Raw genomic sequence first — 21,772 nt, 5'->3', positions numbered from 1 at the left:
GCGGTTTCCCGTAACAGGCTGAATTCTTACAGATTTTTTTATAATTATAAATGAGCAAAAATGCTTCCAGTAAATTTCCATTCGGTATTTCTGAGAGATATAAAGCTTTCCAGAATACAAAATGATGGGATGACACACTCCATAAATCAAGTATGGTAATTAATTACCAGAAAATTTGCTCATTTATAGTTATAACAAAAAACCGATGAACCAAAGCATCTATAAGTTTAACAGCCCAAGGTAAAACCGCTTTACGGCACCCACTTACTTGCTCCCTTACATCCCCAGTTCCACTACCTGAGCATCCAGCTTATCTGTCAACCTTTCCACTAACCAATCGTGACAGGTAAAGATAAAAACCTGGCGCTTCTCTGCCAGCTCTTTTAACAAGGCGAAACCATTGTCCAGGCGGAAACCATCCCAGTTGACAAATACCTCGTCGAGAAAGGCCGGCATGGAATTTCCTACCGGATCTAAATGTTCCATAAAAGCCAAGCGTAGCGAAAGGTATACCTGCTCAAGAGTGCCCCGGCTCAAAAATCCCTCTTTTACCTCTATCAGCTCATCGATATCAACGCATTTGACAAGCAGGGTAGCCTGCTGGCCCTCTTTTGTAAACAAATGTGTATACCTTCCATCGGTGATAGCCGAAAGATACCTGCCAGCTTTCTTTAAAACATCAGGCTGGTGCTCCTCTCTAAATCGCTTTTCAGCCTCCAGTATCACGTTCCTCATAAGAAGGAGCCTATCTCTCTGCCGGGCTATTCTTTTGAGTTCCGCTTCGAGCAGGGCAATCTCGCCTTCTATCTCATCCATATTCCCCTGCCCCATCGCAATCTCAATCTCCTTTTTCAATGTACCTATCTCATTATTAAGAACATTGAGCTCCTGTTCTATCTGGTCCCGCTCAGCCTTCGCCCGCGCCAACGTATCATCGTCAAATGCCCGCTCTTCATCTTTTTGAGTGAGTTCCATGACCTCCCTCTCTATGTCCTCTAAGTCAGGATAATCCCTTCTTAAGTCCTCCAGTATACTATCAGCCTGGCGTGCCAGTATCCTGGCCTTCATAAGCCCTTCAATCTTGGCATCTATATCCTTGCCAGGCAGTTCATTTAAGCGTAACAGTATGTAACTCTTCTCTCTTTCAAGCTGTGCTATCGTCCCATCGACCTTGGATAATTCCAGTTTCAAGTCCTCCAGCTGTCCCTTTGCATTTTGTGCATCCTGATAGCGCCTTTCGGCTTCCTGCAGCATGACCTGAAGAAGGTCTATCATTCCGAGCGCATCCCTCTGCCTTGCACTGTTAATAACCTCACGGTACCCTCCGTGCATTGCGTCGTTATACACGCCCGTAAAAGCTCCTGCACTAGAACCCTTGTCGTGGTTGTTCGATAAAACGCCGGCGCCGGAATGACCGTCATTGTTCCGGTTATCATAAAACGATTCAAAGTTGTTACCAACCCAGTTTTCATCCAGCCCACATTCCCCAAGCAATTTCAATGCCCTGCGCTCTGTCTGGATTATCCGCTCAACGATTACATCCTTTCTACCCAAGCTCTCCTTTATATCTTGTAACAGCTCCTTTAATCTGCTTATATCTAGCAGCAGGGTGCTATCGGGGGATTCAAGCCTCTGGGGTACAACCGGTACACCGCTTAGCAGCATCTTAATACGAGCACGCGCCTCTTCTACTTCCTCATATAGCTGCTGAAGGCGCTTTTCCTCAAGTTTAAGCTCAGGGTGTTCAATAGACCTTCTGCCAAAAAGCCACCATGTCAGCAGCAAAATTACCCCTGTCACCATCACAAGTGCAGATAAAAATTTTGCTTCCACCGCATTGGCCAGTGTGAACCCCAGCATTCCCAACATGGAAAACGCTCCAGAAAACCATGGTACAAACCCGGCACTTCGTCTTTGCCTTGCGCTTACCTTCAAAGCCTCAACCCTGTTTATCTGTTCCTGATAACGCTCCTGCGCCTGCCTGAATGAATCTATTGCTACTTTCAATACAGCCGTATCAACAGCGCCTAACGCTTTTGCAAGCTCCGGCCTCCAACCACCTACCAACACCTCAGAGGCATGCTGTTTGAGCTGTTCGCCCTTGCTCTTTATATCAAACTCTAAATTCTTAAGCTCCTCCTGATCCGCCCTTATACGGTCATACGACTTGATAAGCAGCTTGATCTCCGCGGCACGACCCAGCAGTACCTGGTCCCGTTCAGTAAAGGCCTGTATCACTCCTTCCAACTGGAGCCTTTTCCCTTCCAGCCTGGTCCTTTGAAACCTCAACTCCTCCAGCTGCGCTTCAATATTTTTTAAGCGTCCGCCCGGGTCCTCCGGCAGGTCATCATAATTGGCCGCATAAGCCGACATCTCCTTAAGTTCCTGTATCCTCTTGAGCTTCTTTCTCACGGGATTTAGCCGTTCGCAGCGATCTATATATGCTATCAGCCGAGATTTTTTGGTTATGTTCTCTTCCAGCATGCGCTGGCGCTCAGCCAGCTCCATCTGCGCCTGGCGCAGCCGTTCTTCCCTTATTCTAGCCTCTTCACGTAAGGTTCTGAGCTCCCTCAGCCGTTCCCCTATTTCCCTAGCCCGTGGCTTACCCCTTCTGTCAGGACGCCAAAGGCGGTTGGCCTCTTCTTCCAACTCCTCGGCCACTTGGCTTATCGGTCTGAGGAAAGAGCCAAACTGCCCACCTAGCAGCAACTGCTGCATAGTCTCCCATGCCCTCTGCTGAGGAAATTTCAAATCGTTTAGTTCAACAGCGTAAACTTCCCTAAAAACCTCTCGCGGCAAGACCTCTACATACGGCAGCGTTCTGTTTCTGAGCTCGATCACCCTATCTGCCTGAATCAACATTCCTATAGGAGTATTCCTCAACCTGCGGCTGACGGTAACTACTTCCCCTTCTTCTATGAGAAGCTCGCCTTCGCAGACAGCCTCTGCCTCTCCCCACGGAATATAGGGATTTGCCTCCCTGTTTGCCGGATACCAGCCGTAAAACAGCGTGGTTATAAGGTTAAAAAGCGTGCTTTTGCCCGATTCATTTCGTCCAAACACCAGTATAAGGCCCGGCTTGAGGGGCGGGCTTTCCCAATCTTTTAAGCAGCCAAAGGCCTGCGCCTTTAACTTTTGAAACCTCATACCATCTCCTCCATCAGCCGAGCCGTCACCTCATAATCCAGCCCTTCAAGCAACTCATGAAGATAAGCAATGACGTCACCGGTGTCCATCGCAGGACAGCCGGCTAGTATGTCAGGCTTTAACTTAAGCAAAACCTGCGGATCGGTTTTGGCTTCCTGTAGGATATCCAGGGCAACGCCTAGTACATGGGGCTGCCCTCTGTAAGATGCGGGCACTACAGGGCGAGTAAGCCCATCAGGAACCACTTCCACATATCTAAACCCCAGGGCATTATATAAATACTCTTCCAGCACCTGGATATTTTCTTCATGGGTACACCCAATCTCCTGAAGGCGGAGCTGGCTATACAGCAGGCACGGTCCCTCCAGCAACACTCTGGCTATGACATCATGCATCCCCCCACTTTGCTTCTCATTTTCAAGCTGATTTACCACCGCTTTATATATATGTTCCTGCAATTCGGCCAGGGTTCTCGCTTGAGAGAGATTATTCACTTTAAACGTGGCCCAGCGCACCGGCGCCACAGGATAAAATTCAGCCTTAACTCGACCTGGTTCATCTATCTCCACCAAATAGGCTCCCTTTAAACCCTCTTCACCATGGTGTCGCCCCACTAGATTACCGGGGTATATCACCAGCGGCTTCTCAGCCAGATGAACTCTGGTATGAATGTGCCCCAGCGCCCAGTAGGTATAACACTTGTCTATTATATCCTCAAGAGTACAGGGAGCGTACCTGTCGTGCTCCCCCTCACCCCTTGCACCGGTAACCCAGACATGCGCAAGCCCTATATGGGGTATATCAGCATCCCCAGCCCGCGGAAAATCCTTGATGATGTTATCCTTTTCCCTGGGGCCTTCATGGCCTGCTCCCGTGACCCAGGCCACAAGCCGTCCTTCTCTGTCATAGACAGGGCAAGTTTCAGGCTGCTTGGTATTGAACACCTTCACATTGTCGGACCATTCAATCAAGCTTCTTCGGTACATCACACCCGCCGGGTCATGGTTGCCCGGAGCATAAAACACCGGTATTTGAGCTTCATAAAGCCTTTTCATCTGCTCTACCATAAACTTTTCTGTAGAAAAACTCAAAGTCTGGTTATCAAACAGGTCCCCTGCGATGAGGACGGCGTGTACGTTTTTGGATATAGCTAAATCCACGGCCTTTTGGAAAGCTTGACGAATTGCCTGACGCAAAAACATACGCATATCCTTTGTCCTGACCTGAAAAGGCGTATCCAGATGGACATCGGCTAAATGCAAAAGTTTGACCCCCACCATGCGGCCCTCCTTTATCTTATAACAACATTTTACCACATCTTCTCAGATAATTTCAGCTGCTTTTGTAAAGGAGTTTTTTGCTTTGTGCCCATTTTTTATAGAGAACGTTCCCTTTGAGGAGCCAACATGATAAACAAATGTTAATACTTCTAAGCTCCGCTCTATTCCCCTACTTCTTTCATCAGCTGGTTTAACAGCCTGAAAAATTCAACAAATTTTTTGTTCCTTTCATCACATTCTTTTCTACATCTTTCCAAAGCGGCATTGGTAGATTCAAGCGTTTTTTTAAGCTCTTTCTCAAGGGATTGTATCTTGCTTTGCAAATCAGCATTTTCCTGTTCCAAGGATTTTTTACTCTGTAGTAGCTTCTCTGCCATAGCTATCACGGTGGTAACATCCACGATCCCATTCTGCGGCAAGCCGGCCGACTTCTTGAAAGCATTCACAGCAGCCTCGGTCTCGGCACCGAAAACTCCGTCTACTCCATATTTGGGTAACTGATAGCCCAACTCTATTAGAAGCCTCTGCAGCCTTTCAACCGCCGGCCCTCTATCTCCTTTCTTCATGACATCTACCTCCTCAATATTAGAGTTATTGGTTGCAGACATAACGATTTCCTGTAATGGGAAAAAGCTCCCGGGACAGGCAGTGGCAGCCCCCTCTACCTGGTTATGACCCTTGATCCACTTAATAGAAGGGTATTCCTCCATCAGATCCTTCACAACCTTAACCAAAGCGTCAAACTGCTTCTGGGGCATCTCCCTGTCATACAGCTGACTGTCCGAGGGATGATACATACCCTCGGCACACACGCCTATGCTCTCAAAATTCACCCCTTCAGCATGCGCCCCTACAGCCCACAGCGGCCGCAACTCCCACACCGAGCCGTCCTTACGCACGTAAACGTTATACCCTGCACCCAGCCATCCTCTCTGAAGATGCCATTCGTGTATCTGCTGTGGCGTAGCTCTTTGAGCTGCGGCGTGATGCAGTACAATGCCGTTGGTGACAGTCCTCGGTTTAAGTTGTCCGTTGAATTTTAAATCAGCACTTTTCATATAGTCTCTAATAGATATGGGTAATCACCTTCCCTTCTGTGGAATAAACAGAAAAGCCTTAAAAATTTAAAGTGACATCTTACATAATATGTTAAATAATCCTCTTATTGCCACTGTAAGGCACTGTATTAAACAGCAAATACTTACTAATATAGTATAAAAAATACACCAAAAAGTAGCACCTTTACATCCTGCAAAAACGCAGCTGTGAGCAAACCGTTATTAAAAACCTGACAAAACTCGGTTAAAACTACGGCAGAAACGCATTCATTGTCCGGCCTATTGACCCCCATAGCCTTGAGAATTACTCACCTTTTATTCTCCAAAGTGACCTCATCAATGGGCGTTCCGATGTCATTGTTTGTGTATAGTTGACAACGAAACAACTCCCTACAAGCCCTCCCCTTAAGGGAATTGAGCAACCATTTTTTTGCGCAAAATTATAACTAAACTGTAGCATATAGTTTTGTGGTATAATTATACGGTGCCCACACTAAAACAAGGAGGCGACAGCAATGGCTAAAATAAGGTTGGACAAGCTTTTGGCCCACTCAGGGATCGGTACTCGGAAACAGGTAAAAAAGCTGATCAAGAAAGGAATCATTACGGTAAACGGCAAATCAGTAAGGGATACTGGAATGATTGTAGATACCTCCTGTGATGAAATTTTTATGGGCAATGAGAAGATAAACTACAAAGAGGCCATCTATATTATGATGAACAAACCAAGAGGAGTTATAACCTCCACATATGACCCCTTAGAAAGGACGGTCATTGACCTTTTGCCGTCAGAAGTGACAGCCCTGAATCCCTTCCCGGTGGGGAGGCTGGATAAGGACACCGAAGGCCTTCTGCTCATAACAAACGACGGGGAACTTGCCCATAAACTTTTATCGCCAAAAAAGGGGGTTGTAAAAAAATATTATGCACAAATAGAAGGATTTGTTAGCGAAGATGATGCCCGGGCTTTTGAAGAAGGCATCACTCTTGAAGATGGATATAGAACCCTTCCTGCAAGGCTTGAAATTATCCGTGCCGCTGATGTATCCGAAGTGTATATTTACTTGACTGAAGGAAAATATCACCAGATAAAAAGGATGTTTAAGGCACTGGGCAAACATGTAGCCTATCTCAAAAGAGTAGCTATGGGCAGCCTCATCCTTGACGAGAATCTAAAACCAGGGGAATGGAGGGAACTCACTGAGGAGGAAGTGATTTCGTTACAGAGATTGGTCATGTGACTATAAAAATTTGTATAATTAAAAAATACCTTCCTCAAAACATGCTCATCTGCTCACTATACACGTTTCCTTTAATCTTGTTATTTGTCGCATCTTCACACCTTTCAACCGCAAATTTAGCCCCTGTTTTCGCTCTCAATATTTCCTCCACAAGCTCTACAGGGGTATCTTTACTCAGCCACATGTCCACCCATTCTTCTTTAATGATTAAAGGCATTCGCGGATGCACTTCCCTGACACCCTCTTCGGCATCGGTAGTTATGATGACAAAGTCAAGCTGCGGTCCCAGGCCCTTGTCAAAAGACAGCTTGTAAAGCCCACCTAAAGACATTATATTGCCATCCTGCAACCCTATTTTATATCTCACCTTTTTTCCTATCTCCTCATCCTTCCACTCATAAAACAAATTGGCGGGCACTATACACCTGGCGTACCGTGCGGCATCCTTAAACATTGGCCTGTCCAGAATAGTCTCTGCCCGAGCATTGACTACAACCTTTTTCTTCGAGCTATAATCAAAGCCCCATCTTGCCAGGGTTATGACCCTGTTTTTTGGTTCCAGCACAACCAGAGCACTTTGTGCTGGGTAGAAGTCTCCTTTGCTGTAGCTTTTCGCCTTCTCATCAACCTCTTCAGCTCTATAGTTGCGCACCAACTGTTCAATATCGGCTTCAAGCAAGAACCTTACACACATCCTATTGCCCTCCTATCGGTATCAAGTGAACTACCAACCACCTATAATTCTTACAAGAGGTGGCACACACCCATCACTGACTACTCATTTCACAGCAAATTTACCAGCCACTTTTCTTGCCTATACATATTTTGGAAAAAATGGATCAGTATCCTTAAACAGGTGATATGTTTTTTACCGGTTATATCTTATTATAAATAAGCAAAAATGCTTCCAGTAAATTTCCATTCGGTATTTCTGATAGATATAAAGCTTTGCAGAATACAAAATGATGGGATGACACGCTCCATAAATCAAGTATGGTAATTAATTGCCAGAAAATTTACCCATTTATAGTAGTTTTTATAATTTGCCATATATTTTCAGCAAACCATCTTCACCATACATTAGGCCACACCAAAACAAAAACCCGGCATTCCAAGCCTAATAAATGCCAGGCAATTAAAATTCAACGGCATTTCATGCACGGTTCATATAGGCTTGAAGGTCAACGAGATGCCTCTTTTCTTCCTTAAGCAGCTTGCGAAAAGCATCCTTGGCTTCAGGCAATTTCGAAGAGATGATCATCTGGGTATACAAAAGGATTGAGTCCTTTTCAGCCTGAATACCACACCTTATGACATCTTCCAGGCTTTGCAGCTGACCCATCACCCTCGCCTGGTCTTCTTCATTTGGGAAAATCAAGCTGTGAGCAAGGGCATTAAAATAGGCAGTCACATCTTGGTCGTACAGATATTTATCGTCAAATTTATCCTTGTTTTTCAAAAACTCCTGGTACAAACCTTCAAATACTGTTTTGTGTTCCTTCTCGTCCTCTGCCAATCTTTCCAGCAAAACCTTGGCTGCACTATCGCTCACTTTAGAGGCCGATTGGCGATAAAACCCCTCACCTCTCTCCTCAATGGCAATGGCCAACTTAATGGCCTCCAGGTCATTGAAAATGTTGATAGACACCTCTGCTCTCCCCCCTTTACAAGACCATTACAAATCAGCAAACAAAGCTCATTTCACTTTGCAAAGGCCATACTTTTCTCAACCTCATTTATAAATTTCACACACATCTGGCACGCTCAAATTCCCTCCTGCAGGTTCTTCTCGTTGTTCCCCTGTATCATTTCTCCGCCATCATTCTGCTTTGTTTCTCCGCCGGCATCCTGCTTTGTCCCTTGAACATCGCCAGATTGAGCATTACTCCATTGACCGGTTTGAGGGGCATGTTGAGCCTCAGGCTGCTTTTCTGCTTGAACTCCTTCTCTCTGCTTTTCTTTTTTGATATTCTCTACCCGTTTCCTTAACCCCTCAATCTTCTCCCTGTGTTCGTCAATCTCCTGGCACAAGCGATAGATGGCATCCAAAGAGTTATTCTCCTGTTTGTAAGCCTCGTATACCGCCTGCCCAATTTCCCTATACAGCCTCTTTATGGTATCCTCCTCTTTGAAGATCTCATAATTGAGCTTGCCCATCTCTACCAGCTCTTCCGACTTTTCGCCAACTTTTTTGACAACCTCACCCAGCCTTTTGGCCAGCTCGTCGATAAAAGCCATCCTTACACCCTCCTTTCACACTTTTTATGCCACCATATAACCCCACAAACACCATATCTACATAAGGCACCAATTTTGAACCACACCAGCATTTTCTTCTCTATCTCTAATATACTCTTCCCCCATTTGAATGCATTCATACTGTTTTTTCTCACCAGTTCAATCGTCAAGCATCGCTTCTGCACTCACTCAACCCAGCTATCTGCTGTGCTCTTTTGATCTCCTGTACAACGCGTTTATCGGTTTCATCTTCCAACGCATCGGCTAAAGCGTTCATGCTCTCTCTGCCGCCTATTTTGCCCAACGCCCATGCACTATACGCACGGATGGGCGGATGAGGATGTTTCAAAGTTCTAATCAGCAACGGAATAAATTTCTGCTGGCCAAAATTGCCTGCCGCAATGATGGCGCTGGATAACAATCGCTGAGGCCTGGCATAATTGCGTCCTATCAAAGATGCCACGGCCTCTATCGCTTTACGATCGTTTTCAACCAATGCCTCTATCAATGCATAAACGTCAAACGGCCGTAAATGATCACCTTTTGGAAAACGAGCTTGGCGGGTTACATTGCTGTTCCTGGGACATACCATCTGGCATACATCGCATCCCAGTAACCTGGTACCCAGCTTCTCCCTTATGCCCACCGGCACAAATTCTGAAGTTAACATATAGGCCCTTAAACAGCGTCCCGGCAAAACAGCGCCATCATCGGCAATGGCATAGGTAGGACAGGCATGTATGCACCTCTCGCACTTTCCGCACAATGAGAGAGCTTGAGGCTGACTGTCACAGGGCAGAGGCGCATCGGTCAAAATGAGATGAAGGGTAACCCAGGAGCCGTATTCCCCTACATATATCAGGCCATTTTTTCCGAAGGTTCCCACTCCCGCTCTATAAGCCGCCGCCTTGGCCGGCAAGGGCGGCTCAACCATTACCTTGTAACCCCTTTGAGTAATGACCCCGGCCAGCTCCTCAACGGCTTTCCTGCCCCTTGGATACTCCACATAATGTGCAGAATACCTGGCCACCCCTTCAGGAAACTTCTCCGGGTAGGGTAGATAAGGATGAACGGCCACCACAATGGCTTTGGCGTCTGGCATTAAATCCTTGGGAGAAGGAGTAAGCCTGCTTACAATTCCTTCTACTTCGCTGTCCTTCGCTTTCCGTACTTCAACCGCCTGGCACCACAGGTCAAACGGCCGTACATCGGTAATGCCTATAACAGGAAATCCCAGGTGCCTTCCCCGCTCTATAAGCTCTGCCTTCAGAATATCCATGTTTTCCACAACAGCTGCCCCTTTTCGAGAGATCCTTCCATGTGCTAAAAATCATACAATCAGGCCTACCCGCTCATACACCTTTTTGAGGGTCTGGGAAGCTACGCTTGCTGCCCTTTGAGCGCCTTGCTTCATCAGTTTTACCAGATACTCCTCATCCTTCATAAGCTCATAGTAACGCTGCTGAATTGGCTTCAATGCTTCAACCACGCACTCACCCACGGCTTTTTTGAAGTCCCCATAACCCTTGCCTTCAAATTCCTGTTCAATCTCCTCATAGGTCTTACCGGTAATGGCGGCATATATGTTCATCAGATTGCTTATCCCTGGCTTGTTTTCCTCGTCATATTTTATTTCCCTTCCCGAGTCGGTGACGGCTCTCTTAAACTTCTTCATGACCACATCTGGCTCATCCAGCAAGGAGATATAGGCATTGGGGTTTTCATCGGATTTGGACATCTTCTTGGTGGGGTCCTGGAGACTCATCACCCTAGCAGCTACCTTGGGGATATAAACTTCGGGCACGACAAACACGTCACCATAAAGGCTGTTAAACCTTTGAGCGATATCCCTGGTCAGCTCCAAGTGCTGTTTTTGGTCCTCACCTACCGGAACAAGGTGGGTCTGATACAGCAGTATATCGGCCGCCATGAGTACCGGATAGGTGAACAATCCCGCATTGATGTTGTCCTTGTGTTTCCTGGACTTCTCCTTAAACTGGGTCATTCGGCTCAGCTCACCCATATAGGTATAACAGTTCAAAATCCACGCCAGTTCCGCATGTGCGCTCACATGCGACTGAACGAACAGGGTGTTTTTTTCCACATCCAGCCCGCAGGCCATATAAAGCGCAAACAGGGACAAGCTCCTGCGCCGGAGCTCCTCAGGGTCCTGCCGCACCGTCAAAGCATGGAGGTCAACTATGCAGTAAAAACAGTCATACTCTTCCTGAAGCGACACCCAATTCTTAATCGCTCCCAAATAATTGCCAAGGGTGAGATTGCCCGACGGCTGTACGCCGCTAAAAATCCTCTTCTTTTGTTCCATCACTTATTCATCCTCTCCATCAATTATGTTTAATAATGCACTTGTCTTTTTACAAACTTATTTTAATATGACTTAACGCCTTGTTAAAGCAATTTCTATGCATCATACAAATCAAGGTATATCCTAACATTTTACCACTATAATACTCCTATATCCTGCAAATAACGTTTCAACCTTTCTACATCTTCAAGGTATACCTCTTTCAACTGCGGGCGGTATATTATGCTGGCCGGATGATACAGTGGGAACAGGGTCATCTTTAATCCCTCTTCACCTACCGCTATATCGATAGGGGTACCGTGTACCTGACCTATGGCAATTTTATTGTCATCGGCCAGCACCTTAAGGGGAATGTTACCTAGGCTCACCACCAGAACAGGGTGTATGATGCTGAGCTCCTTGTAAAGCAGGCTTCTACAAAGCTCTATTTCCTCCTTGTTTGGAGGGCGATTGGATACTCGACCGGTCGTCGGGTCGACCCTGGTTGGCCTAAACTTGACAGCATTGGTGATGTAGATGTCCTCCCGCTTTATGCCCAATATCCCCAAAAATTCGTTCAGGTTTTGGCCAGCCTGCCCCACAAAAGGCCTTTGCTGCACTACCTCCTGGTGCCCGGGTGCCTCACCCACCAACACCAGCGATGCGTCGGGGTTCCCCTCGCCAAATACCAAAATCTTCTCATTTTCTCTGTATATCTCCTTAAAAAAAGAAATGCTCTCCCGTCTCAATTTCTGGAGCTGCTTAGCTTTACGACTAGCTTCTCTATTTACCGGCACTTTTACATCTCCCTTTTATAGAAGGCATTATTGTAGTTTAAATAATATTTTTTGCTATGGCTTTAACCCTAATTCGTGCAATTTATCCCTTATTTTTTTAAAATCCTCCCACGCATCATATTTTTTAGCAGGATCCCGGAGCAGCGCCGCCGGATGATACGTGGCCATCAACCAATAGCCCTTCCTCTCAAACCACTGACCCCGTATCGATGTTATAGAAGCGTTCTTGTCTATTACATAACGCATTGCTGTAGCACCTAGACACACTATTATCCGCGGACGCACAAGGTAAACCTGCCTTCTGAGATAAGGCAGGCAGCTCTCAGCCTCGATTTCGCGCGGCACCCGGTTACCCGGCGGACGGCATTTTACAATGTTGGCTATATATACCTCTTCCCTCTTGAGTCCAATGGCTGCTATCATCTTATCGAGCAGCTGCCCCGCTTTGCCCACAAACGGCCTCCCGGTCAAATCTTCGTCACGCCCTGGCCCTTCACCGATGAACATCAAATCGGCATTCCGGTTTCCTTCTCCCGGCACCACATTCGTCCGGGTTTTACACAGGTCACATTTTTGGCACGTCTCTACAGCCCGTATCAGCTGTGCCCACAGTTTCTCGGCATCAACAGCATCCATAAATCAAAAGCCCCTTTGTTTTGATTATGTCAATTTTACAGAAAAATTCTATGTTTTTTGTGAATCATTTATCCTTTTCCCATTATAATATAACCTTATATACAACTTCAACTTTATAAACCATCAAACATTCATAATAGATATCAACTCACAAACAGATAAATGCGTCAATCCCATACTCCAAGCTTTTACGCTTACGCTAAAAATATAACAATTTAATGTGAAATTTATATCATTATTAATTGCATCTGTCAAAAAATTTACAATTATTAAATAAAAAATGTGTTTTTCTCTCCTTGTATTCATGGTATAATAATAGTACAGAATATACGGAAAATCAAGTTCAAAAGTCCGGCATTTCTGAGAAAGGGGGTTTTTCAAATGTGTAAATACGCCTCCAAATGCGCATTGTGTAATAGAACAGTAGAAGTTGAGGCCCAGCAGCAAGATATGAATACTGTAGAAATAAAAATTTCATCCGACTGCCCCAACCTCCAGCCACTGGTAAATAGACCTATTCATTTGGATGCGATATATGAAATAATAGCTTCTAAAGAAGAATCATTGCTATATGGACTGATTAAGCAATATCACAGACAAATAGAAGCCTGCACAGCATATGAGATAATAAAGGACTCAATAGGCCAAAGCCTGGGCCGCTACTATGAATTAGCTTAAATGCTAACCCTTAAATTTTAGAAATAAAAAAATGACTCCAATGTAAAAATCCCATTTTACCTCTTAAGACGGAATTTGATGTAAAAACGAGCTCAAAAATCAGCTGCTGAAAACTTTACTGAATTAAATAGAGCTTTTACAGCAAAATCAAAATAAAAAAAGCACGCATGAGAGCAAACCCCATACGTGCTTTTTTATTTTTAACCCTTTATGCTTCTCCACACAGCTCAAGCAATCTGTTCCATCTCCTGTCTACCTCTTTCTGGATCTCATCGATCAATCCTTCGTTTTCCTTGGTGAACAGGTGACGGAACCTGCCCTGCGGCTTCAGATATTCTACTACAGGCAGCTTATTCTTGGGCTTATAGTTGAGTATAAATTTGCCTTCAATCACCTCATAAAGAGGCCATACACAGGTCTCTATAGCCAACCTCACAATCTCCATAAGCTTTGGAGTATCATATCTCCATCCACGCGGGCAGGGCGCCAATACATTTAAAAATGCCGGCCCCGGAGTATATATGGCTTTCTCAGCCTTCTCATAAAGGTCCTTCAGGTTTCTAAAAGGAGCAGTTTGCGCCACATAGGGAATGTTGTGGGCAGCCATGATCATGGTCAAATCCTTCTTAAATTGAACCTTACCGGGCAACTCGCTTCCAGCAGGTGAAGTGGTAGTATCAGCATACTTGGGTGTGGACGAAGACCTCTGTATTCCAGTATTCATGTAAGCCTCGTTGTCATAGCAGACATACACCATATCATGGCCTCTTTCCATGGCTCCAGAAAGAGCCTGGAAACCTATATCATAAGTGCCACCATCTCCACCAAACGCAATGAACTTGGTAGTACCCTTGACCTTGCCAACTTTAGATAGCGCACGATATGCCGCCTCAGCTCCTGAAACAGTGGCAGCAGCGTTCTCAAACGCGCTGTGGATAAACGAATCCTTCCAGGCGGTATAAGGATACAAGCAGGTTGAAACTTCAAGGCAACCTGTAGCCACTCCAATAACCGCATGGTCCTCGGGCTTCAAGGCCCGGAGTACAGTCCTCACCACGATAGGAGCACCACAACCTGCACACATCCTGTGGCCCCCGGTAAAGCGTTCCTCTTTTTCCGTCAAAGTCTTCAGATTGTATGCCACCTTGCACACCTCCTATTCTCTTACGCCCAGGTAGTTGAAAGTCGATTTTACCTGTCCGGTCCTTGCGATCTCCAACAAGTCTTGGTATACCTTCATGATCTCATCGGGACGTACATCGCGGCCTCCCAGACCGTATATATAGCTTACAGCCTTGGTATCCCTTGCGTAATCAAACATGGCACTTCTTACCTCTGTAAACAACGGGCCACCTGCTGTTGAGAAGCTATCAGCCTTGTCCATAATGGCCACAGCTTTCAAATGCGACAGAGCTTTACCCAGCTCTTCAAAGGGAAATGGACGGAACACTCTTAACTTGATCAAACCGGCCTTAATGCCCTGTTTGCGCAGCTCATTCACCACAAACTTGGCAGTACCGGCTGTAGAGTTCATTATGACAATACCTACTTCAGCATCTTCCATCTTGTATTCTTCAAAATATCCATACTTCCTCCCAGTCAGCTTCTCAAATTCTTGTGCAACCTCCAGGATCACCCTCTTTGCATTCTTCATAGCTTCTGCCTGTGCGCGCTTGTGTTCAAAGTAGTATGCAGGCATATCAAGGGGCCCCATAGAAATAGGATGGTCTTTATCAAGCAAAGAGTATTGCGGTTTATACTCCCCGACAAACTCTTTTACCTTTTCGTCCTCAAGAAGTTCTATATTCTCCACAGCATGGCTGGTAATGAAACCGTCATAACACACCATCACAGGCAGCTGAACATCCTTATGCTCGGCAATGCGAATAGCCTGTATCAGGTTATCGTAAGCCTCCTGATTGTTCTCACAATACAGCTGAATCCAGCCCGAATCTCTAGCACCCATGCTATCGCTGTGGTCATTGTGGATATTGATGGGGCCAGACAGAGCTCGATTAATGACCGCCATAACGATGGGCAAACGCATTGAAGCAGCAATATAAAGCATCTCCCACATCAATGCTAAACCCTGGGAAGACGTGGCCGTCATGGTCCTAGCACCAGCTGCTTCAGCACCTATACATGCGCTCATGGCACTGTGCTCAGACTCAACAGCTACAAACTCTGTGTGTACCTGTCCATTGGCAACAAATTGTGAAAAATATTGCGGTACTTCGGTCGATGGCGTGATAGGAAATGCCGCTACCACATCGGGATCAATCTGTCGCATAGCCACAGCTATAGCTTCATTACCGCTCAACTTATCCTTGATTGCCATTCCACATTCCCCTCCCTTACTCTTCTTCCACAAAATCTATGGCTTTAAAAGGACATACCTCTACACAAATTCCACAGCCTTTGCAGTGGTCAAAGTCAAAGTCCTTTCTCTTACCTTCTTCTACCGGGATAGCCATATCGGGGCATACCGGCCAGCACAGCAAGCACTGCTTGCACTTGTCCTGCAGCCACACCGGCCTCATAGAACGCCAGTCTCCGGTTTTGAAGTCCTCTGCATTACCAGCATCTATGATATGTCCACCCTGCGGCATGTCTCTCCATGACATGTCTTCTCTTATATTCATCTTGCGTTCCTTTGTCATAGCCCTTTCACCTCCTGCATAGCACGCTTGAGAGCCCTCATGTTTCCTTCTATAACATGTGGTTTGGTAGCAAACTTGTGATGGAAGGACCTTTCCATAGCTTCAATAAAGGCATCCTCATCCATAAACCTGGTAATTTTTGCAATGGCACCTAGCATGGGAACATTGGGGAAATAACGCCCCAGCTCTTCCACCGATATCTTTCTCGCATCGATGGTGTAAATCTTGCCTTCAAAGCCCTTAAGTAATGGCCTGAACTCCTCGGGATCTTTAGCGGAGTTTATCACAATGGCGCCATCTTTCTTAAGGCCAGCCGTCACATCCACCGTGGCAACCAAAGTCTCGTCCACCACTATAACATAATCAGGCTCATAAATGTTGGAGTGTATAGTAATCGGTTCATCGCTGATGCGGTTATAGGCGGTAATGGGCGCTCCCATTCGCTCCGGACCATACTCTGGAAAACCTTGGACGTACTTGCCCGTGTCAAAAGCAGCTTCAGCCAGCAAGAGAGATGCTGTCTTGGCACCTTGTCCACCCCTGCCGTGCCAGCGGATCTCTATCATCCTACCCATGTAAAAACTTCCTCCTTTCATTTTGCAGTGCATAAATAAATTCCTTAAATTTACAGCATCTGTACTAATACAAGCGGTAAAAATAAAATTGTATTATAACAGATGCTAAGATGCAACTATAACAGTTTTGAAAAATCCGCTATCCTAAATGCTTCGTGCGCGTATAACACTTATCAGATTAATTATAACAGATGGGCTTTTTACTGTCAATAAATGATGGAAATAAAACAAGAGAGGTTCGTTGTAAAATTAAATGCAACACCTAAAAAATAGTAGAACCATAGTGAGAAATCCTGTATGATATAGATATCCAAAATCACCAAACATACAGGGAGGTCTCACTATGGCTCAATATAATTGTACCACGAAATGTCGCTCTTTTAAACACCTAAGTGTCTATGAAAGAGGGAAAATTGCTGCAAATTAAAGTAAGATGAATTGCAAAACCAAAATCAAGATAATACCCGGAATGCCTAAAAAGCCAACGATTAAAGCAGTAACAGGATTTATGGCTATCGTAAGGCCAATTAACCCCCCTACCAGATTTAAAAGCCACAATATAATGCCGCCAATGATGGCATTGTATATCAATCTGAGTATAATTTTTAGGGGCACCAGTAAGAACCACCCCACGATATACAAAAGCAACAGGCCAGCAGCATAAGCCAGTATTACACTCCATGGGATCGTCCCCGGCATACCAATCACATCCTGATAAATTTAATACACAAGCAAGAGTTAACTCAAATTACCGACACTTTATAATATGATGCTACCTCAATTCATATGACAAATCGGTCGCTACTTTTCCCTACAGTTGAGCCGACCTGTATACAGTCCCACCCGCCTCCTCTATAACTCGCCCCTATATTCCAACAAATCCATATAGCTCAGGCCTTGTATAGCCGCGTAACCACCAACTCTCCGCTGAAATTCCGTTATAATAAATTAGCCGAGGCACAATTCCTCTAATCATTGAAATACTGCAAACTCTGCACACCCTCCACACCTTTTAATTTGGCTTGCTTAAGCATATATATATATTTTTTTCTAGCGGCTTCCATATTGTATATGGCATAATCTACTAGTTCGGGCTCACTAACGCTATTGAAATAATTTTGCGCATTTATCCATTCAGCATGTGCCTGGTTAACTGCCTGTAATATGTCAAAATACTCTCCATCGTTATGACGTGTATCCCAAAGACTTAACCTCCTTAGCCTCATATATCTCCCTCCATAAAAATTGGCTTTTATAACATTGCTTTTATATTATTGCCATGTTTTCTCATAATTATCACCTTTATACCCTACATAAAAAGCAATCTTGCACTCAAAATAAAAAGGACGAGAGATAATTCTCTCGTCCTTTCGCTTTCTTGCATGCTCGTTGTTATCAATAGGGTTCCACAAATACCTCAAAGAACCCTTGGGGATGGGCACAGGCAGGGCATTGTGCCGGAGCACTTGTGCCTTCATGTATGTATCCACAATTGCTGCACTTCCACAAAATAACCCTATCCTTCTTAAAAACTTTATCACTTTCTATATTTTCAAGCAATTTTCTGTATCTTTTTTCGTGATTTTGTTCGCTTACGCTGACCCTCCTGAACACCTCCGCAATCTCGGGAAAACCTTCCTCCTCGGCAACCCTGGCAAACTCGGGATACAGGTCTGCCCACTCCTCATGTTCGCCATTAGCAGCAGCTAGTAAATTAGCTTTGGTATCACCTAGCGCAACAGGATATGAAGCGGAGGTTATTTCTACCACCTCACCATTGAAGCTTTCATTCAAGAATTTAAAGAACCTCTTTGCGTGCTCCTTCTCATGATCTGCCGTCTCTAAGAATACATTGGCTATCTGGATATACCCTTCTTTCTTAGCTACAGAAGCATAGTACGTATACCTGTTTCTTGCCTGTGACTCACCCGCAAACGCCTTCAATAAATTCTCAGCAGTTTTAGTACCCTTAAGCGATTTCATTTGCACATCCTCCTCCTTAAATTTCAATTGTAAAACAACTAAAAAATTCATTTCATTAGGTATTTGCAACTTCATCTTACCTCTGTTTTCCAGAGACCGTGAAGATTGCAATATCCATAAACGTCTATTTCTCCACCTGAATCAACCACTTCCGCTTTGGGTTCCTGCCCAGGTTGGAGCACAATTCTCTGCATGCTCGCATCGCTGACCACAGCTATCCACTCAATATAGTGTTCTGGTACCATAGGATGGAGAACCGACCCCACCTGAATATGCAGCTTGCCGTCCTTGCGCGTCACCGATGGCACGTGCTTTTCAATAGAAGCATCGACTGTGTTGGCCTTAAGCTCTGTCATAGGCTGCCCACAGCATACCAGTTCTCCACCGCCTCTTTTAATAAGCTCAACCATATTTCCACAAATTTCACAACGGTAAAAAGCCACCTGGTTCCTCATACCCCTCCTCCTTTTCATCCTCGAAATTTACATTTGATGATAAATATATACCCTGAAAATTTTGTTTTAAAACCAATTTTTAAATCTATTCAATAATTTCAATTGACAAACGGCAAGTGAATTTGAAATAAAAAGGGAAGCGTGTTTTTGCTCCCCTTACTTGATGGCTTCAGCCACCACCTCATACTCTTTAAGATTTTCCATTCTTTGCACCAATTTTTGATAATGTTTATAAAGAATACCAAAGTGATGCCTGTAATTTGGATGCCATGGCTTTTGTCTACCACAGAAATGCAGTATCACCGTATTGTGTATGACAAAGTCCAGATTAACACGCCCTTTTGTAGCGATTAAATATGTGCGGTAACGCCTTGCATCATAGTTATACAGATATTCATCAAGCGGTTTGATTTTATTCCAAAAAAGGCCGTTTAACACGTCCTGGTCAGGTAATATAAGCTCATACGCATGTTTCTGTATATAATCCAATATTTGCTGAGCATCTACTTCCTTCCTCATCAACTCCACATTAATAAGCAGAACGCCCGAATTGTAATATTTATTTGATTCAGTTCTTAAGCGAAGCCTATTTATATAATCTATTACCGGTTTGGAATGCGCCGCAGCGGCAAAGTAATAGCCATCTAGATCGGTATAATAAAGCGATTCAATAGGATTTAGCACGAGTATATCAGGGTCCAGGTACAATATCCTGTCAACATGCTCAGGTAGCACGGTATGCGCGATAAGGCGATAGTACATCTCAGGTGGATAGTAAAAATTGACAGGTGCATCTGCAAATATATTTTTGTCGACTGTCATGGAATACAGCTTGTGCCCATGCATTTCCACAAATGCAGAAAGCTGCATAAGTTCCGGTTTTTCAATATCGGAGTGCATCAAATAAACTTCTACCTTTTCCGAGCAGTTGTCAAACAGCGACCTCAACATAACCTTAAGCGGCGGAACATAAGCAGCATTCAAAGTTACCAGTATATTCACACACACCCACCTCTCGCGCATAGATAATATAATTCCTAAACAACCACCTCAAAGCCATCATAAGCCACCTCAAATCCATAAGGCTTAGCAAGCTCCACTAATTCATCATGCAGCAAGCCACCGTTATGCGAAAAATGTGTTATCACAAACTTAGTCGCTTCATCAGCGCACCCCAACTCAAACAATCTTTTTTTAACTTCTATATTGTCAGGCAAACCCATATGATTGTTCCCATCCTTACCTGGTCCCACAGTACAGTCCAGGCTCACCAAGTTAAAATAAAGTCCTTTTATATATTCCCATGTTTCCTCCGGGAATATTCCGGTGTCATTGCCGTACAGCATACGCTTCCCGTCCCCGTCTTCAAATATATAAATATAACAATCCTCACTTCGGGCATGCAGCGCCAAAAGAGGCGTCACTTTTATATCCCCTGCTTCAAATGTCTCAAACGGCGGCACATAATGGATACTCAAATATTCATTTAATGCAGGTATGGTTTGGAGTATCTCGTTCATAATAGAAACCACAGCCCTGTTTCCATATATATTCATGATATTTCCTTCCTCAAGGTGAGCAAAAACCGATCTTCTAAGCTCCAAATCGTCGGTATAAAAGTGGTCCTGATGGGAATGGGTTATGACCAAATGCTTCAACTGGCTAAGGTCAAGCCCAAAATTGATAATATGATAGTATGTATCAGGTGGAAAATCCACCATCAAGCCGTCGTTGATAAGAGCGCTGGAACGCGTGCGAATATTTTTGCCTCCCCTTTTTCTGGCCTCTTTGCATGACTGGCAGGCACAGAATAGCCCTGGCCATCCCTCTGCAGCAGCTGTTCCAAGATATTTTACTCTCACTGTAATCTCCTCCCAAACCCTTTTAAATTATCATTTAAAATTCACATGGCCAATCAACATATTGGTTTAAAGCTGTAACAAATGACTGTAAGCCCTCTGCGTCTTGCTCATCAAACCTAGCCTTATACGGGCTGTCTATATCCAAGACCCCAATAAGGTGATCATCCTTTATGATGGGCACCACTATCTCCGATTGCGATGCCGGATCGCATACGATATGCCCGGGGTAGAGGTTCACATCCTCCACCAGCTGAATCTGCCTGGTAGCAGCGGCCGTACCGCAGACGCCTTTCCCCAAAGCAATCCTTGTGCAAGCCGGCTTCCCCTGGAAGGGGCCCAGCACCAGCTCCCCACCCCTGTATAGATAAAATCCTGCCCAGTTGATATCGGGAAGCAGGTTATACAAAAGTGCAGCAGCATTGGACAGTGCCGAAAGCCAGTATCCCTCTTCTTTTAGCATCCCTTCAAGATAAGCATTAAGCTGCTTATAAAAATCCTGCTTATCACTGGCCTCTATCTTGTGCATCAAAAACAAGTCACATCCCCCTTTTCTTATCCTGCACGCTCTCGAAAAATCCGAGCGCTATTCTTCGAGAATATTCAATCTTACATAAACAAACATTGAAATAAGTCCATCTGGCATAATTTATTCGCATTCCTTGGCCATATTCATTTTACCATTTTAATTACAATAAATGAAGTTATTTTTGATACTTGAATCTTTAGAAAAAGAAACGCCAGAGAAAAAGCCCCTGGCATTCTTATCCTTATTAGATAAAATTTTGCTGCATATTCAATTTATGCGACATCCTCCCCTCAATAAATTAAGTGGGGATTACACCATCGCATTCCTTAAG

23 protein-coding genes are annotated in these 21,772 nt (G+C 44.7%); 2 read left to right on the top strand and 21 right to left on the bottom strand.

Going from position 1 to position 21,772, the window contains the following annotated elements; translation table 11 throughout:
• Positions 1-276 precede the first annotated feature (276 nt).
• The 3 genes from JOD02_RS08285 to JOD02_RS08275 all read right to left on the bottom strand — a co-directional run bounded on the left by JOD02_RS08285 (position 277) and on the right by JOD02_RS08275 (position 5,485).
• Positions 277-3,147, bottom strand: coding sequence for an AAA family ATPase (locus JOD02_RS08285; RefSeq protein ID WP_204488658.1), 2,871 nt, complete (start codon positions 3,145-3,147; stop codon positions 277-279).
• Complete coding sequence (locus JOD02_RS08280; RefSeq protein ID WP_204488656.1) at positions 3,144-4,427, bottom strand: metallophosphoesterase family protein; 1,284 nt, start codon at positions 4,425-4,427, stop codon at positions 3,144-3,146. Before JOD02_RS08280 ends, JOD02_RS08285 begins: the two co-directional genes overlap by 4 nt.
• A gap of 161 nt (positions 4,428-4,588) precedes the next feature.
• Positions 4,589-5,485 (bottom strand): peptidoglycan recognition protein family protein, encoded by an 897-nt coding sequence (locus JOD02_RS08275; RefSeq protein WP_204488655.1) that lies wholly within the window; start codon positions 5,483-5,485, stop codon positions 4,589-4,591.
• A gap of 515 nt (positions 5,486-6,000) precedes the next feature.
• Between JOD02_RS08275 and JOD02_RS08270 the strand changes: the two genes are divergently transcribed.
• Positions 6,001-6,726 carry a pseudouridine synthase gene (locus JOD02_RS08270; RefSeq protein ID WP_204488653.1) on the top strand — a complete coding sequence of 242 codons (726 nt, stop codon included), beginning with the start codon at positions 6,001-6,003 and terminating at the stop codon, positions 6,724-6,726.
• 34 nt (positions 6,727-6,760) lie between these two features.
• Here JOD02_RS08270 and JOD02_RS08265 read toward each other — a convergent pair whose 3' ends face one another.
• The 7 genes from JOD02_RS08265 to JOD02_RS08235 form a co-directional block, all read right to left on the bottom strand.
• The gene (locus JOD02_RS08265) at positions 6,761-7,420 is read right to left on the bottom strand and encodes an SOS response-associated peptidase (protein WP_204488652.1); all 660 of its coding nucleotides are present in this window, start codon (positions 7,418-7,420) and stop codon (positions 6,761-6,763) included.
• A gap of 459 nt (positions 7,421-7,879) precedes the next feature.
• Complete coding sequence (locus JOD02_RS08260; protein WP_204488651.1) at positions 7,880-8,374, bottom strand: ferritin family protein; 495 nt, start codon at positions 8,372-8,374, stop codon at positions 7,880-7,882.
• 116 nt (positions 8,375-8,490) lie between these two features.
• On the bottom strand, positions 8,491-8,964 hold the full coding sequence (locus JOD02_RS08255; RefSeq protein ID WP_204488650.1) for a hypothetical protein: 474 nt from the start codon (positions 8,962-8,964) through the stop codon (positions 8,491-8,493).
• Positions 8,965-9,130: 166 nt separating this feature from the next.
• Positions 9,131-10,243, bottom strand: coding sequence for an epoxyqueuosine reductase (locus JOD02_RS08250; RefSeq protein ID WP_243426440.1), 1,113 nt, complete (start codon positions 10,241-10,243; stop codon positions 9,131-9,133).
• A gap of 51 nt (positions 10,244-10,294) precedes the next feature.
• The gene (trpS, locus tag JOD02_RS08245; RefSeq protein ID WP_204488648.1) at positions 10,295-11,290 is read right to left on the bottom strand and encodes a tryptophan--tRNA ligase; all 996 of its coding nucleotides are present in this window, start codon (positions 11,288-11,290) and stop codon (positions 10,295-10,297) included.
• Between the two features lie 137 nt (positions 11,291-11,427).
• Positions 11,428-12,066, bottom strand: coding sequence for a uracil-DNA glycosylase (locus JOD02_RS08240; protein ID WP_204488647.1), 639 nt, complete (start codon positions 12,064-12,066; stop codon positions 11,428-11,430).
• 54 nt (positions 12,067-12,120) lie between these two features.
• Positions 12,121-12,702 (bottom strand): uracil-DNA glycosylase, encoded by a 582-nt coding sequence (locus JOD02_RS08235; protein WP_204488645.1) that lies wholly within the window; start codon positions 12,700-12,702, stop codon positions 12,121-12,123.
• 381 nt (positions 12,703-13,083) lie between these two features.
• On the opposite strand from JOD02_RS08235, the gene JOD02_RS08230 reads away from it, so the two are divergent.
• Positions 13,084-13,380: a DUF6951 family protein gene (locus tag JOD02_RS08230; RefSeq protein ID WP_204488643.1), complete on the top strand. Its 297-nt coding sequence runs from the start codon at positions 13,084-13,086 to the stop codon at positions 13,378-13,380.
• Positions 13,381-13,588: 208 nt separating this feature from the next.
• On the opposite strand, the gene JOD02_RS08225 is transcribed toward JOD02_RS08230, so the two are convergent.
• The 11 genes from JOD02_RS08225 to JOD02_RS08175 all read right to left on the bottom strand — a co-directional run bounded on the left by JOD02_RS08225 (position 13,589) and on the right by JOD02_RS08175 (position 21,441).
• Complete coding sequence (locus JOD02_RS08225) at positions 13,589-14,524, bottom strand: thiamine pyrophosphate-dependent enzyme (RefSeq protein WP_204488642.1); 936 nt, start codon at positions 14,522-14,524, stop codon at positions 13,589-13,591.
• A 12-nt stretch (positions 14,525-14,536) separates the two neighbouring features.
• Positions 14,537-15,718 (bottom strand): pyruvate ferredoxin oxidoreductase, encoded by a 1,182-nt coding sequence (gene porA, locus JOD02_RS08220; protein WP_204488640.1) that lies wholly within the window; start codon positions 15,716-15,718, stop codon positions 14,537-14,539.
• 16 nt (positions 15,719-15,734) lie between these two features.
• Complete coding sequence (locus JOD02_RS08215; protein WP_204488638.1) at positions 15,735-16,040, bottom strand: 4Fe-4S binding protein; 306 nt, start codon at positions 16,038-16,040, stop codon at positions 15,735-15,737.
• A complete protein-coding gene (locus JOD02_RS08210) occupies positions 16,037-16,615 on the bottom strand; it encodes a 2-oxoacid:acceptor oxidoreductase family protein (protein WP_204488636.1) in 579 nt (192 codons plus the stop codon). The genes JOD02_RS08215 and JOD02_RS08210 overlap by 4 nt, the downstream gene beginning before the upstream one ends.
• Before the next feature lie 423 nt (positions 16,616-17,038).
• On the bottom strand, positions 17,039-17,314 hold the full coding sequence (locus JOD02_RS08205) for a pro-sigmaK processing inhibitor BofA family protein (protein ID WP_204488634.1): 276 nt from the start codon (positions 17,312-17,314) through the stop codon (positions 17,039-17,041).
• Between the two features lie 269 nt (positions 17,315-17,583).
• Positions 17,584-17,841, bottom strand: a complete 258-nt coding sequence (locus JOD02_RS08200) for a DUF2508 family protein (protein ID WP_204488633.1) — start codon at positions 17,839-17,841, stop codon at positions 17,584-17,586.
• 169 nt (positions 17,842-18,010) lie between these two features.
• Complete coding sequence (rbr, locus tag JOD02_RS08195) at positions 18,011-18,598, bottom strand: rubrerythrin (RefSeq protein WP_204488631.1); 588 nt, start codon at positions 18,596-18,598, stop codon at positions 18,011-18,013.
• 71 nt (positions 18,599-18,669) lie between these two features.
• Positions 18,670-19,053: a desulfoferrodoxin gene (locus JOD02_RS08190; protein WP_204488629.1), complete on the bottom strand. Its 384-nt coding sequence runs from the start codon at positions 19,051-19,053 to the stop codon at positions 18,670-18,672.
• Between the two features lie 156 nt (positions 19,054-19,209).
• Positions 19,210-20,055 carry a glycosyltransferase family 8 protein gene (locus JOD02_RS08185; protein WP_341534567.1) on the bottom strand — a complete coding sequence of 282 codons (846 nt, stop codon included), beginning with the start codon at positions 20,053-20,055 and terminating at the stop codon, positions 19,210-19,212.
• Positions 20,056-20,090: 35 nt separating this feature from the next.
• Complete coding sequence (locus tag JOD02_RS08180) at positions 20,091-20,915, bottom strand: MBL fold metallo-hydrolase (protein ID WP_204488625.1); 825 nt, start codon at positions 20,913-20,915, stop codon at positions 20,091-20,093.
• Between the two features lie 34 nt (positions 20,916-20,949).
• Complete coding sequence (locus JOD02_RS08175; RefSeq protein ID WP_204488941.1) at positions 20,950-21,441, bottom strand: GAF domain-containing protein; 492 nt, start codon at positions 21,439-21,441, stop codon at positions 20,950-20,952.
• Positions 21,442-21,772 lie beyond the last annotated feature (331 nt).

This window comes from Caldicoprobacter guelmensis (assembly GCF_016908415.1).
Taxonomy (GTDB): Bacteria; Bacillota; Clostridia; order Caldicoprobacterales; family Caldicoprobacteraceae; genus Caldicoprobacter; species Caldicoprobacter guelmensis.
Note: the sequence above shows the minus strand (reverse complement) of the source record. Positions and strands in the feature narration are given on the sequence as shown.

Coding starts and splice junctions, on each gene's coding strand:
- JOD02_RS08250 (WP_243426440.1), bottom strand. CDS start 10,243: ATGGATATTCTGAAGGCAGAGCTTATAGAGCGGGGAAGGCACCTGGGA.
- JOD02_RS08175 (WP_204488941.1), bottom strand. CDS start 21,441: ATGCACAAGATAGAGGCCAGTGATAAGCAGGATTTTTATAAGCAGCTT.
- JOD02_RS08280 (WP_204488656.1), bottom strand. CDS start 4,427: ATGGTGGGGGTCAAACTTTTGCATTTAGCCGATGTCCATCTGGATACG.
- JOD02_RS08210 (WP_204488636.1), bottom strand. CDS start 16,615: ATGGGTAGGATGATAGAGATCCGCTGGCACGGCAGGGGTGGACAAGGT.
- JOD02_RS08230 (WP_204488643.1), top strand. CDS start 13,084: ATGTGTAAATACGCCTCCAAATGCGCATTGTGTAATAGAACAGTAGAA.
- JOD02_RS08285 (WP_204488658.1), bottom strand. CDS start 3,147: ATGAGGTTTCAAAAGTTAAAGGCGCAGGCCTTTGGCTGCTTAAAAGAT.
- JOD02_RS08215 (WP_204488638.1), bottom strand. CDS start 16,040: ATGACAAAGGAACGCAAGATGAATATAAGAGAAGACATGTCATGGAGA.
- JOD02_RS08270 (WP_204488653.1), top strand. CDS start 6,001: ATGGCTAAAATAAGGTTGGACAAGCTTTTGGCCCACTCAGGGATCGGT.
- JOD02_RS08205 (WP_204488634.1), bottom strand. CDS start 17,314: ATGCCGGGGACGATCCCATGGAGTGTAATACTGGCTTATGCTGCTGGC.
- porA (WP_204488640.1), bottom strand. CDS start 15,718: ATGGCAATCAAGGATAAGTTGAGCGGTAATGAAGCTATAGCTGTGGCT.
- rbr (WP_204488631.1), bottom strand. CDS start 18,598: ATGAAATCGCTTAAGGGTACTAAAACTGCTGAGAATTTATTGAAGGCG.
- JOD02_RS08265 (WP_204488652.1), bottom strand. CDS start 7,420: ATGTGTGTAAGGTTCTTGCTTGAAGCCGATATTGAACAGTTGGTGCGC.
- JOD02_RS08200 (WP_204488633.1), bottom strand. CDS start 17,841: ATGAGGCTAAGGAGGTTAAGTCTTTGGGATACACGTCATAACGATGGA.
- JOD02_RS08255 (WP_204488650.1), bottom strand. CDS start 8,964: ATGGCTTTTATCGACGAGCTGGCCAAAAGGCTGGGTGAGGTTGTCAAA.
- JOD02_RS08190 (WP_204488629.1), bottom strand. CDS start 19,053: ATGAGGAACCAGGTGGCTTTTTACCGTTGTGAAATTTGTGGAAATATG.
- trpS (WP_204488648.1), bottom strand. CDS start 11,290: ATGGAACAAAAGAAGAGGATTTTTAGCGGCGTACAGCCGTCGGGCAAT.
- JOD02_RS08275 (WP_204488655.1), bottom strand. CDS start 5,485: ATGAAAAGTGCTGATTTAAAATTCAACGGACAACTTAAACCGAGGACT.
- JOD02_RS08235 (WP_204488645.1), bottom strand. CDS start 12,702: ATGGATGCTGTTGATGCCGAGAAACTGTGGGCACAGCTGATACGGGCT.